This is a genomic window from Mycobacterium sp. IS-1556 (assembly GCF_001499985.1).
Lineage (GTDB): Bacteria > Actinomycetota > Actinomycetes > Mycobacteriales > Mycobacteriaceae > Mycobacterium.
On sequence record NZ_LQIM01000023.1, the window covers coordinates 235,097 to 248,420 of the forward strand.

The 13,324-nt window shown below is 67.6% G+C and carries 8 protein-coding genes and 1 pseudogene; 4 read left to right on the forward strand and 5 right to left on the reverse strand.

The features are described 5' to 3' along the window. Positions 1 to 35 precede the first annotated feature (35 nt). The 5 genes from AU187_RS14785 to AU187_RS14805 all read right to left on the reverse strand — a co-directional run bounded on the left by AU187_RS14785 (position 36) and on the right by AU187_RS14805 (position 8,269). Entirely contained in the window at positions 36 to 3,728 is a 3,693-nt protein-coding gene (locus AU187_RS14785; protein ID WP_059166884.1) for a nitrate reductase subunit alpha, read from the reverse strand. Next, a complete protein-coding gene (locus AU187_RS14790; RefSeq protein ID WP_502687766.1) occupies positions 3,725 to 4,903 on the reverse strand; it encodes a nitrate/nitrite transporter in 1,179 nt (392 codons plus the stop codon). Before AU187_RS14790 ends, AU187_RS14785 begins: the two co-directional genes overlap by 4 nt. A 213-nt stretch (positions 4,904 to 5,116) precedes the next feature. After that, positions 5,117 to 5,539, reverse strand: a complete 423-nt coding sequence (locus tag AU187_RS14795; RefSeq protein ID WP_059098036.1) for a DUF4383 domain-containing protein — start codon at positions 5,537 to 5,539, stop codon at positions 5,117 to 5,119. Between the two features lie 82 nt (positions 5,540 to 5,621). Continuing rightward, positions 5,622 to 6,107, reverse strand: coding sequence for a DUF4383 domain-containing protein (locus tag AU187_RS14800; protein WP_059098035.1), 486 nt, complete (start codon positions 6,105 to 6,107; stop codon positions 5,622 to 5,624). Positions 6,108 to 6,388: 281 nt separating this feature from the next. Beyond that, positions 6,389 to 8,269 (reverse strand): propionyl-CoA synthetase, encoded by a 1,881-nt coding sequence (locus AU187_RS14805; RefSeq protein ID WP_059098034.1) that lies wholly within the window; start codon positions 8,267 to 8,269, stop codon positions 6,389 to 6,391. A 40-nt stretch (positions 8,270 to 8,309) separates the two neighbouring features. Between AU187_RS14805 and AU187_RS14810 the strand changes: the two genes are divergently transcribed. The 4 genes and pseudogenes from AU187_RS14810 to AU187_RS14825 all read left to right on the forward strand — a co-directional run bounded on the left by AU187_RS14810 (position 8,310) and on the right by AU187_RS14825 (position 13,095). Beyond that, the gene (locus AU187_RS14810; protein WP_059098033.1) at positions 8,310 to 9,173 is read left to right on the forward strand and encodes an alpha/beta fold hydrolase; all 864 of its coding nucleotides are present in this window, start codon (positions 8,310 to 8,312) and stop codon (positions 9,171 to 9,173) included. An 81-nt stretch (positions 9,174 to 9,254) separates the two neighbouring features. Further along, the gene (locus tag AU187_RS14815) at positions 9,255 to 10,673 is read left to right on the forward strand and encodes an HNH endonuclease signature motif containing protein (RefSeq protein WP_059098032.1); all 1,419 of its coding nucleotides are present in this window, start codon (positions 9,255 to 9,257) and stop codon (positions 10,671 to 10,673) included. A 55-nt stretch (positions 10,674 to 10,728) separates the two neighbouring features. Next, the gene (locus AU187_RS14820) at positions 10,729 to 11,505 is read left to right on the forward strand and encodes an SDR family NAD(P)-dependent oxidoreductase (RefSeq protein ID WP_059098031.1); all 777 of its coding nucleotides are present in this window, start codon (positions 10,729 to 10,731) and stop codon (positions 11,503 to 11,505) included. A gap of 65 nt (positions 11,506 to 11,570) precedes the next feature. After that, a pseudogene (locus AU187_RS14825) lies at positions 11,571 to 13,095 on the forward strand (phytoene desaturase family protein). Positions 13,096 to 13,324 lie beyond the last annotated feature (229 nt).

The window sequence follows — 13,324 nt, forward strand, 5'->3', positions numbered from 1 at the left end:
TCGCTGTCTGCCTCGCTCATTCTTCGCTCGGCGCATCAGTACGCCACCTCCTGGCTTCGGCGCCGCACCACCGTCACCTCGTCGCGCTGATTGCCGGTCGGGCCGAGATAGTTGAACGCGAAGGCCATCTGGGCGTATCCGCCGGCGAGGTGGCTGGGCTTGATCAGCAGGCGGGTCAGCGAATTGTGGATGCCGCCGCGCTTACCGGTGGTCTCGCTCAGCGGCACGTCGATGGTGCGTTCCTGCACGTGATAGACGAACACCACACCCTCGGGCATCCGGTGCGACACGATCGCCCGGCACACCAGCACGCCGTTGCGGTTGACCGCCTCGACCCAGTCGTTGTCGCGCACCGAGATTTTCGCGGCGTCGGCCGGGCTCATCCACATCGTCGGGCCGCCGCGCGACAACGACAGCATGAACAGGTTGTCCTGGTACTCGGAGTGAATCGACCACTTCGAGTGCGGTGTCAGATAGCGGACCGTCAACGCCACCCCGTCATGCTCACCCACCGCCGACTCGCCGAACAGCCGCGACATGTCCAGCGGCGGACGGTAGGTCGGCAACTGCTCGCCGAGTTCCTCCAACCAGTCGTGGTCGAGGTAGAAGTGCATCCGGCCGGTCAGCGTGTGGAACGGTTTGAGTTCTTCGATGTTGACGGTGAACGGCGCGTACCGGCGCCCGCCGGTCTCACTGCCCGACCACTCCGGGCTGGTGATCACCGGGACCGGCCGGGCCTGGGTGTCGGCGAACGTGATTCGGCGTTCCTCACTGCCCTCGGCCAGATGCACCAGGCGCCGCCCGGTCCGGCGCTCCAGCTCGCGGAACCCCTGCACGGCCAGGCGTCCGTTGGTTGTCCCGGACAGCGTCAGGATCGCCTCGGCCATCCGCTCGGCGGTGTTGATCGCCGGCCGGCCCTCGGCCCGACCGGAGTTCATCACCCCGAACCTGGCCGCGAGCTGCTCGACTTCCTCGTCGGGGTGGACGGTGACCCCCTTGGTCGTCAGGCCCAGGCGCTCGACGAGCGGTCCGAGCGTCGCCCACTTCTCGGCGACCGCAGGGTAGTCGCGTTCGACCACCGCCAGCGGGCCCATGGTCTTACCGGGCACCGGTGTCTCCCCGGTGGTGCGCCAATCGCTTTCGGTCCCACCGCGATAGGCCATCGCGCCGGCGGTGTCGTGTTGAAGCGCGCCGATCACCACGTCGCTGCGCACACCGAGGTGCTTGGCCGCCAGCCCGCTGAACACCCGCGCGATGGCACCGAACGCCTCGAAGTCGGAATGCGTTTCCCACGGCGGGTCGACGGCTGGGGTGAACGCGTGCACGTAGGGGTGCATGTCGGTGCTCGACAGGTCGTGCTTCTCATACCAGGTGGCCGCGGGCAGCACCACATCCGAGAGCAACGTGGTCGAGGTCATCCGGAAGTCGATCGACATCAGCATGTCGAGCTTGCCCTCCGGGATGTCCGGAGTCCACGCGATGTCGTTGGGCCGCACCGATTCCGGCGTCGGCTCCGCCTGTAGGTTGGAGTCGGTGCCGAGCAGGTGACGCAGGAAGTACTCGTTGCCCTTGCTCGACGAGCCGAGCAGGTTCGCCCGCCAGACGGACAGCACCCGCGGCCAGTTCACTGGGTTGTCGGGGTCGGTGACCGCGAGCTTGAGCCGACCCTCGGCGAGTTGCTCGGTGACGTAGGTCGCGACGTCCTGCCCGGCGGCGTGGGCGTCGTCGGCCACGTCGAGGCTGGAGCGGTCGAACTGCGGATAGAACGGGCTCCAGCCCATCGCCGCCGACGAGGCGAGGACATCCATGGTGTGCCGGTCGCGGAACCGGCCGCGGCCCAGCGGACTGGACAGCGCGTCGGCGCGGTAACCGTCGTAACGCCACTGGTCGGTGTGGACGTACCAGTAAGAGGTGCCGGGCACCTGCCGCGGCGGTCGCGACCAGTCGGTGCCCATCGCCAACGCCGACCAGCCCGTCACCGGCCGGCACTTCTCCTGCCCGACGTAGTGCGCCCAGCCGCCGCCGTTGCGTCCCATCGCACCGGTGAGCAACACGAGTGCCAGCACCGCGCGGTAGGTGGCGTCACCGTGGAACCACTGGCAGATCCCTGCGCCCATGATGATCATCGACCGGCCGTTGGACTCCTCGGCGTTGCGGGCGAACTCTTTGGCGATCCGGATCGCTTGAGCCGCAGCCACTCCGGTGATCTGCTCCTGCCAGGCCGGCGTGTAGGGCCGGCTGGGATCGTCGTAACCGGTGGGCCAGTCGCCGGGCAGCCCGGGCCGGGCCACGCCGTACTGCGCCAGCATCAGATCGAACACCGTGCACACCAGGTGTTCACCGACCCGTCGCACCGGCACGCCGCGGGTCAGGGTCTCGGCGCGTCCGTCGAAGGTGTCAAAGCGTGGCAACGAAACCTCCGCCGCCTCATCGCCTTCGGCCCTCAGCACCGTCAACGCCGGCACCAGGTCGCCGAGTTCCAGGTTCCACTTGGTGATTCCGTCGTCCCCGAAGCGGAAGCCCAATGAGCCCTGTGGCACCGCGACGCTGTCGGTCGCCCCGTCGAGCAGCACCGGTTTGAACGCCGCGTTCTCCTGCGCCGCCGGCTCGCCGCCGAGGTCGGCCGCGGTCAGGTTCTTGCCTGGGACCAGCGTGCCGTCGCGCTCCTCGAGCTTGACCAGGAACGGCAGGTCGGTGAACTTGCGCACGTAGTCGACGAAGAACGGAACCCTTTGCTGAACAAAGAATTCCGATAGCACGACGTGGCCCATCGCCATCGCCAACGCGCCGTCGGTGCCCGCTGCGCACGGCATCCACTCGTCGGCGAACTTGGTGTTGTCGGCGTAGTCGGGGCTGACACTGACGACCTTCGTGCCGCGGTAGCGCACCTCGGTCATCCAGTGCGCGTCCGGCGTTCGGGTCACCGGCACGTTGGAGCCCCACATCATCAGATACGACGCGTCCCACCAGTCACCGGACTCCGGTACGTCGGTCTGGTCGCCGAAAACCTGCGGCGAGGCCACCGGAAGGTCGGCGTACCAGTCGTAGAACGACGTCATCACGCCGCCGAGCAGTTCGATGAACCGCGAGCCCGCGGCGAACGACACCATCGACATCGCCGGAATCGGCGAGAATCCCGCCACCCGGTCGGGCCCGTACTGCTTGATGGTGTGGACGTGCGCCGCCGCGATCATCTCGGTGGCCTCGGCCCAACTCACCCGCACCAGGCCGCCCTTGCCGCGCGCACGCTGGTAGCGCTGGCGACGCTCCGGGTCGGCCTGAATGTCGGCCCACGCGAACACCGGGTCGGACAGCCGCGCCTTGGCCTCGCGGTACATCTGCACCAGTTCCCCGCGCGCATACGGGTAGCGCACCCGCGTCGGCGAATAGGTGTACCAGGAGAACGCGGCCCCGCGTGGACAGCCCCGCGGTTCGTACTCCGGGCGGTCCGGCCCGACCGACGGATAGTCGGTCTCCTGCGTCTCCCAGGTGATGATGCCGTCCTTGACGTAGATCTTCCACGAGCACGACCCGGTGCAGTTGACTCCGTGGGTGGAGCGGACGACCTTGTCGTGGCTCCACCGGTCGCGGTAGAAGATGTCGCCTTCGCGGCCGCCACGGCGGTGCACGGTGCGCCCGTCGGCGGAGGCCTCGCCGGGGGTGAAGAACCGACCGCTGCGCTCGAGCAGTTCCTCGACCCGACCGCCGATGTGCGGCGTGATGGTCACCTTGGCGCCTCCTCGGGTTGCGGCTCGTGGGCATGTAGCCGCAGTGCGGTGTAACCGAACGCGATCAGCGCGGTCGCCACCAACAGGACCAGCCCGACCGAATAGTCGTTCTCGGCGGCGTCGTAGGTCGATCCCATCACCAACGGCGGGAAGTAGCCGCCCAAACCGCCTGCGGCCGAGACGATTCCGGTGACCGAGCCGACAGAGTTCCGCGGCGAGCGACGCGCGACCCACGCGAACACGCCGCCGGTGCCGATACCGAGGAAGACCGCCAGTGTGATGAAGGTGGCCGCCGACAACACGTCCGGCGGTGGCTGCAGCATGGCGATGAGCGCCATCAGCGCGGTGCCGCCGAACGACGCCAGCACCACGTACTTCGGCGCGAAACGGTCGGCCAGCGCCCCGCCCACGGGCCGGGCGAGCACGGCGGCCAGCGCGAAGCCCGCGGTGCGCGCGCCCGCGTCAACCGCGGAGAAGCCGTAGATCGTCTTGATGTAGGTCGGCAGGTAGTTGCTGAACGCCACGAACCCGCCGAACACGATCGCGTAGAGGAACGACATCTCCCAGGTGACCGACAGTTTCGCGGCCGCCTTCAGCTTGGGCAGCACCCGGTCGGTGTTCGGCGCGAATGTCGGTGAGTTGCCCATGAGCACCAGGCACAGGACGGCGGTGAGCGCCAACGCGACCGCGATGATGACGTGGGTGGGGAACAGCCCGAACCAGCCGACGAACCGGGGGGTGAAGAACGCCGACAGCGCGGTGCCCACCATGCCCATCCCGAAGACGCCGGTGGCGAACCCGCGCCGCGACGCGTCATACCAGTTGTTGGCGAACGGGATGCCGACGGCGAAGACGGTGCCGGCGATGCCCAGGAAGAACCCGCACACCAGCAGCATCGGGTAGGACCCGGCCGACCCTGCGGCGCCGACCGCCAGCACCGGCACGATCGAGATCACCGAGATCGCGATGAACATCGCGCGGCCGCCGAACCGGTCGGTGAGCGACCCGACGACGATCCGGCCGAGCGCGCCGACCAGGATCGGCGTCGCGACCAGCATCGAGGCCTCGGCACTGCTCAGCGTCAGGTCGGCAGCGTAGGTGGTCGACAGCGGGCCGATCATGTTCCAGGCCCAGAAGTTGATGGCGGAGACCCACGTGGCCAAGGCCAAGTTCAGAGTGCGTCGAACGCCGGTGTCCGGCGTGGTCGCCGTGCTCACCCACCCAGACAACCATGTGTATGCAACGCTCACGTTACTTTTCAGGAAATGCGCTGCGGCACAGTCGAGACCGTCGAGTCCGGCCGGCCAGCCGGCTACAGCATCTTCGCGGCGTGGGATCGGCGCGGGGTCAAACCCGGCCGTTCTCTTGTGTTTTCGTCGGTGGCCAGTTCAGGCGCGAATCCTGCTGTGGCGCCTCGTCGGGTCGCGCTGGCCCGCCAGTGTCAACCCGAGGATGACCATGACGACGCCCAGACTGAACCACAACCAGTCGAACGCGTGCGCCACGCTCAACGCGTAAGCCCACAGTGCGATGTACACCAGGCCGCCGCCGAGGAAATACGCCCGGGCCGCGGCGTAGCTACGCGCCATCACCAAACCCAGCGCGCCGATCACCAGGTTGACCGCGTTGTGCACTCCCGACACCACGAACATGCCGAACAGGCGCGCGCCGGATTCCTGGCCGAACCAGTCCAGACGGTCGTAGTCGTGCGTGATGCCCGGAATGAAACCGAGGACACCGAGAATGATCAGCGCGGCGCCCGCGAACAACGCTGCCGCCTGCACAGCCATGTACTTGGGCGCCCTCGCCATCCCTCGCCTCCGTCCGGACCGTTATTGACGGACCTGCAGGTGATACCCCGTCCGCCCGGACGTTAACCGGGCGTCGCCGTCGCTAGCGGGGGTTGCGTCTCATCGGTGTGTTCGCGTCGATGTCGTGGCGCGACAGCAACACACCGAGCGCGATCATGCCGACCGCGAGCGCCAGGTGCAGCCAGTTGTCGGCGGTGTTCAACGGCACGAAGTTCGCTGCGCTGTCATGGTCGATGACCAGGCCGTACACGAAGAGCAGCAGGTAGATGACGCCGCCGCCGACCAGGAAAGCGCGCGCGCCTGAAAACGTGCGCGCCATCAGCACCCCGGCCACACCGAACAGCAGGTGCACGATGTTGTGCAGGATCGAGACGTTGAAGATGCCGAGCAGATGGGCGTCGGAATCATGGCCCGCGAACGTCATGGTGTCGTAGTTCGTGGTGATTCCGGGGATGAAGCCCAAGATGCCGACGAGCAGGAATACTGCACCGACGGCGAGGGCGGCCTTTTGCGCAGGTGAGCCGTACCGGGATGCCGCCGTCGGCCCCGGCGGGTGACTGCTGACCATTGTTGTTCCTTTCCTCGAGGTGAGCCGAGAACTACCCGGGGAAAGGCGAGGCAAACGCGGATTCGGCAGCTACTTCCTGACGTAGCAGTTGGGCGCGTTTCCGCAGTGATGACCTTGATCGCACTTGTGGCAGTTGCAGGTACAGCCCGTCTTGGCCTTGGCCGCAGGCTTAGGAGAGGTGGGCATCGCGGATCAACTCCTCGTGTTGTGACGCCCGTTCGCGACGGCGAAATCACGGGCGTAACAACGAATATATGCCGATATGACGATGTCTGCGCGGGCTAAGCGGCACCGCCGCGCAAGATCGGCTTCAGCGCGTCGAGCACCGCGGGATCCTCGATCGTCGAGGGGACCGGCTCGTCTCGACCCTCGGCGATGCCCCGCATGGTCTTGCGCAAAATCTTGCCGGAGCGGGTCTTGGGCAACGCCGCTACGACGTCGACGACCTTCAAGCTGGCGACCGCGCCGATGTTCTGCCGTACCGCCTCGACCAGCTCCTCAGCCAACCGGTCGGCCTTGGCGCCGGCCTTGAGTACGACGAAGCCGCGCGGCACCTGGCCCTTGATCTCGTCGCTCACGCCGATGACTGCACACTCGGCGACCGCAGGATGGGCGGCCAGGACGGCCTCGACCGACCCCGTCGACATCCGGTGCCCGGCGACGTTGATCACGTCGTCGGTCCGTCCCATCACGAAGAGGAAGCCGTCCTCGTCGACGTATCCGCCGTCACCGGTGAGGTAGTGGCCGGGATACGCCGACAGGTATGACGCGACGTAACGGTCGTCGGCACCCCACAGCGTCGGCAGGGTCCCCGGCGGCAGCGGCAGCTTGACACAGATCGCCCCCTCCTCGTTCGGCTCGCACTCCGAGCCGTCCGGGCGCAGGATCCGGACGTCGTATCCGGGCATCGCCAGCGCGGCCGAGCCCGGCTTGATGGGTTGCGGCTCAACACCCATCGGGTTGGCGGCGATCGACCATCCGGTCTCGGTCTGCCACCAGTGGTCGACCACCGGAACCCCGAGTTTCTCCGAGGCCCAGTAATAGGTGCCGGGGTCGAGGCGTTCACCGGCCTGGAACAGATACCGCAGCGCCGAGAGGTCGTGCTTGCCGACATGCAGGCCGTCGGGGTCCTCCTTCTTGATGGCGCGGATCGCCGTCGGCGCGGTGAACATGGTCTTCACGCCGTGCTCGGCGGCGACGCGCCAGAACGCGCCGGCGTCCGGCGTGCCAACGGGTTTGCCTTCGTAGAGCACGGTTGTCGCGCCGAGCAGCAGCGGCCCGTAGACGATGTAGGAGTGGCCGACCACCCAGCCGACGTCGGAAGCGGCCCAGAACACGTCGCCGGGATGGGTGTCGTAGATGTTGCGCATGCTCCACAGCAGCGCGACGGCATGTCCCCCGTTGTCGCGGACGATGCCCTTCGGCTTGCCGGTGGTTCCGGAGGTGTAGAGCACATACAGCGGATCGGTGGCGGCGACGGGCACGGGTTCGGCTTTGTCGTCGGTGGCCATCAGTTCATGCCAGTCGTGATCGCGGTTCTCCACCAACTCGCAACGACATTGGTCGCGTTGCAGGATCACGCAACTCACGCTGCTGTGCTCGGCGATCTGCAGCGCCGCGTCGAGCATCGGTTTGTATTCGACGGTCCGCGTCGGCTCCACACCGCACGATGCCGAGACGACCACAGACGGGCGGACGTCGTCGATGCGGGCCGCGAGTTCGTGTGCGGCGAATCCGCCGAACACCACCGAGTGGATCGCACCGAGTCGGGCGCACGCCAGCATCGCGATCGCCGCCTCGGGCACCATCGGCATGTAGATGACGACGCGGTCGCCCTTGCCGACGCCGAGGCGGCGCAGGGCCGCCGCGAAACGTGCTGTCGCATCGAGTAATTCGCGGTATGTGTAGGTTCGCTGCGAACCGGTGACGGGCGAGTCGTAGATCAGCGCGGGCTGGTCGGCGCGGCCTTGTTCGACGTGGCGGTCGAGTGCGTTGGCGCAGGTGTTCAGCTCGCCGTCGGCGAACCAGCGGTAGAACGGCGGATTGGAGTCGTCGAGGACCTGCTTCGGCTCGCGGGTCCACGTGACCGCACGGGCGGCGTCGGCCCAGAATGCTGCTGGATCGGCGATGCTGGCGTCGAACAGAGTTCGGTATCCGGCCATATCGGCACGGTAGCGCGGCGGCAGCCTATAGTCGGCGGTTATGACCGCTGAACCGCCTCCGATCGAAGGAGCGCGACGATCGTTCGTCGACGCCCGCGGTGTGCGCTTCCACGTCACCGAAGCCGGTCCCGCCGACGGGCGTCCCGTCGTGGCGTTGCACGGCTGGCCGCAACATCATTGGGTGTATCGGGATCTGCTGGCCGACCCGCCCGCCGGGCTACGGATCATCGCGCCGGACCTGCCGGGCTACGGCTGGTCGGGGCCCGCGCCGCACCGGTGGGCCAAGGACGACGTCGCCGCCGATGTGCTGGCGCTGCTCGATGCGCTCGGGCTCGACCGGGTGCTGCTGGTCGGCCATGACTGGGGCGCGTTCGTCGGGTACCGCATGGTGCTCGGCGCGCCGGAGCGCTTCGACGGCTATCTGCCGATGAACATGGCGCACCCGTGGGTGAGTCCGAAAGTGCTCGCGCCGCATCTGTGGCGACTCTGGTACCAGGTGCCGCTGGCCACGATCGGTTCCCCGCTGCAGCGGCGCACCGACTTCGTGGCGCGCGTGTTCCGGATCGCGTCCGAACTCGACCCCGAAACCGCGCGCGTCTATGTCGACCGCTTCCGCGATCCCGTCGTTGCCCGCACCGGCCGGGACACCTACCGCACGTTCCTGCTTCGCGAATTGCCCGCCGCGGCCAGGGCGCCCGCCCCGCCGCGGGCCACGGTGCCGATCCGCTGCGTGTTCGGGTCGGGCGATGACGCCGTGCATCCGTCACTCGTCGCGGAGGAGACGGCCAACGCGGAGGACTACACCGTCTCGATGGTCGACGCGAGTCATTTCGTCGTCGACGAGCGACCGGAGGTCGTCCGGGCGGCACTGGTCGCCCTGGCCGAGGAGACTGTCCAGCAGTAGCCTGTAATCCCTTGCGGCACAGTGGTTTCATTAGTCACAAGCCGGGGCGGATCTGTCGGTGGTTCGAACTAGTGTTCGAGTATGTCGGTGGAGCGGATCGGTGAGCGGATCGCGGTGATGAGCCGCGAGTTGACCGGATTGCTGGCCGAATCGTTCGACGCGCTGAGCACCACGGAGCAGCTTGCAGTGGCGGCGCAGTGGGAGACATTGGCGCGGGCGCAGGCGGCGGTGGGGCACCGGTTGGTCGCCGAACTCGAGCGGGCACCGGTCGCAGAACTGGGGGCCGGCAGTGTGGCCAAGGCGTTGGAGGTGCTGTTGCGCATCTCTGCCACCGATGCCAATCGGCGGGTGGGCGAGGCCAAGGAGTTGGCGCCACGGCAGACGATGTCCGGTGAGGTGTTGGAGCCGGTGCTGGCGCACACCGCGACGGCGGTGGAACGTGGGGTGATCGGACCCGAGCACGTGCGAATCATCCGCACGTTCTTCGACAAGAAGATTCCTCGTTCGGTGGGCTTTGACGTGCGCGAGGCCGCTGAGGCGCAGTTGGCCGAGCTGGCGGCCAAGCACACCCCCGAGGAGTTGCGCAGGGCCGCCGACCGGTTGGCTTATCTGCTCGATCAGGACGGAGAGTTCTCCGATGAGCTGCGGACCCGCAAGCGGTGGCTGAAACTTGGTGCGCAGCATAGCGACGGGATGCGCGAGCTGCACGGGCTGCTCGATCCGGCGACGAGTGCGGCGCTGGAGGCCGTTTTCGCCAAGGCCGCCGCCCCGGGAATGAACAACCCCGCAGACGGGAACCCGTGTGTGAACGGCGAACCGGCCGAGGAGGCCGTGTCCTCGGACACCCGCACGGCCGCACAGCGCAACCACGACGCGCTCGGCGCGATGTGCCGCGATCTTTTGGCCTCGGGCCGAATGGGCAGCCATAACGGTTTGCCTGCCACCATGATCATCACCGCCACGCTGCAGGATCTGCAGTCAGCGGCCGGGCACGCTGTCACCGGCGGCGGAACGTTGGTGCCGATGGCTGATGTGATCCGACTGGCCGCGCACGCCTATCCGTATCTGGCGGTGTTCGACAAGCACACCGAAGAACCGCTGTATCTGGGGCGGGGCCGGCGGTTGGCGTCCAAGGCGCAGCGGTTGATGCTCTTTGCTCGCGAGCGTGGGTGCACCCGCCCGGGGTGCACGGCGCCGGCGTATCACTCCCAGGTGCACCATGCCGGCGCGGACTGGGCTGCGGGCGGCCGGACCGACATCACGGAGCTGACGTTGGCGTGCCCGACCGACAACCGGGCGGTCAAGCCCGGTGGGTGGCGCACCCGAAAACGCAAAGACGGCCGCACCGAATGGCTACCACCACCACAGTTGGACACCGGCCAAGCCCGCGTCAACAACTATCACCACCCCCAGCGCTACCTCATCCCCGACGACGGACACGATGACGAAGGCGGCGAGAGTCCCGACGGAGAAGACAACGGAGACGACGACGCCGGCTGACGCCGCGGTATCTTCGCGCGCGTTTGACGGAGACCCCGTCGGGTAGCCCGCCACCATGGCAGCGGGACGACCACTTGCGCTTGTGACGGGCGCCTCGAGCGGTATCGGATTTGAGTTGGCGAAGCTGTTTGCCGACGACGGATACGACGTCGTCGTGGCCGCCGATGACGATGCGATTCACGCTGGCGCCGACAAACTTGCCGCGGGCGGAGCCGAGATCCACGCGGTGCAGGTCGATCTTCGCAACCCCGACGAAGTCGAGCGCCTCTACCGCACTGCCACCGAGAACGGTCGCCGCCTCGAAGCGATCGCGCTGAACGCCGGCATCGGCGGGGCCGGCCCGTTCGTCGACCGGCAGCTCGACGACGACCTTCACATCGTCGACCTCAACGTGCGCTCGACGACGCACCTGGCCAAACTCGTGCTGCGCGACATGGCGAAACGCGGTTCGGGCAAGGTGTTGTTCACCTCTTCTATCGCCTCGACGATGCCCGGCTCGTACCAAACCGTCTACAACGCGTCGAAGTCGTTCGTCCAGTCGTTCGCCGAGGCGCTGCAGGACGAACTGCGCGACACCGGCGTCACCATCACCTCCCTCATGCCGGGCCCCACCGACACCAACTTCTTCCGCCGCGCCGACATGCTGGACACGCTCGTCGGCCGGATGCCCAAAGACGACGCCGCCAAGGTCGCCAAGCAGGGCTACGACGCGCTGATGACCGGCGAGCGCAAAGTCGTTGCCGCCTCACCGCTTTCGAAGGCGATGGGACTGGTGAACCGCGTCCTTCCGGATTCGGTCAAGGCGGCCTCCAACAGGTTGATCTCGAAGTGAGCGTCGCTGCCACCGCCGACGCCGTGGTGATCGGAGCGGGCCACAACGGTCTTGTCGCCGCGGCGATGCTCGCCGACGCGGGATGGGATGTGCTCGTTCTGGAAGCACAGCAGCAACCCGGCGGCGCGGTGAAGAGTGCCGAACTGTTTCCCGGATTCGTCAGCGACCTCTACAGCGCCTTCTATCCGTTGTCCGTGGTGTCGCCGGCGTTGAAAGCGCTGCACCTCGAGGACCACGGGCTGCGGTGGTCGCATTCACCCGGGGTGGTCGGCCACGCGCGTTCGGCCGATGACGACGACGCTCCGGTGATCTGGCGCGACATCGACCGCACTGCCGACGATCTGGATCGGCGCGATCCCGGTGACGGAGCGCGGTGGCGGGAACTGTTCGACCAGTGGTGCCAGATCAAGGAACCGCTCCTGGACACATTGTTCGCGCCGTTTCCGCCCGTACGCGGGGCGGTCGGTCTGCTACGCAAACTCGGCACCGCCGAGGCGTTGCGACTGGCGCATCTGCTGCTGCTACCCGCCGGCGTGATGGGTGAGCACCTGTTCGACGGCGAGGCGGCCCGACTCCTGTTGCTGGGCAATGCGATGCATGCCGACGTGCCGATCGACGCGCCGGGCAGCGGCGTCATGGGCTACATGCTGATCATGATGGCGCAGGACGGCGGCTTCCCGGTTCCGGTCGGCGGCGCGGGACAGCTGGCCGAGGCGCTGGTGCGCCGGGCGCGATCGGCCGGCGCCCACATCGAGTGTGGGCACGAGGTCGACGCGATCGAGGTCCGCGGTCGCCGCGCCGTGTCCGTGCGCACCACAGGCGGTGACACCGTGCGGGTGCGGCGCGCAGTCATCGCCGACACCTCGGCGCCGATGCTGTACCGCCGGCTTCTGCCCGCCGACGCCCTTCCCGACTCGGTGCTGCAGAGCATCGACCGCTTCGTCTGGGACACACCGGTGTTGAAGATCAACTACGCACTGGACGCACCCATCCCGTGGCGGTCGAAGAGCCTGAGCGACGCCGGAACCGTTCACATCGGCGCCGATCACGATGGCCTGATCCGGTGGATGGCCGATCTCAACACGGGGACGGTGCCGCTGCATCCGTTCATGTTGTTCGGGCAGATGACGACGGCCGATCCCAGCCGATCGCCGGAGGGCACCGAAAGCGCTTGGGCGTATACGCATCTGCCGCGCGGCGTCGCCGATAACGCATCGGCCGACCAGCTGTCGGCGGCGGTGGACATGGTGCTGGAGAAGTATGCCCCAGGGTTCGGTGACCATGTCGTCGGCAAGTCGATCCAGCGGCCGTCCGACCTCGAGGCCAGCGACGCCAACCTGTATGCGGGGGCCGTCAACGGCGGCACCTCACAGCTGTTCCAGCAGTTGATTTTCCGGCCGATGCCGGGCTTCGGCGGTGCCGAAACACCGGTGGAGAACGTGTATCTCGGCAGCGCAGGCGCATCGCCGGGCGGGGGAGTGCACGGCGCCTGCGGACGCAACGCGGCGCGCGGCGCTGGCCGAGGGGGGACGATTGGGTTGGCCCCGCCGGCAGCTCAACCGCGCGATTTTGTCGTTGATGACGCGGTGAGCGATCTCTCGGGCACCTTCCCCGGCCCGGCCGCGGGGAACCTGCCATCGCCGCGGGCACCGCGGTCAAGCATCGCGAGTGGGGTGCGGGCACGGTCCTCCACACCGTCGCGACGATGCCCTACTGAAGGTGCGGTGAGGTCTGAGCCGACGGCTGTAGCGCGGACACTCGCCGAGTGTCAGGCTGACGCACGTTTTCGTCGCTGCGACGGTCATCAACCAACACTCGA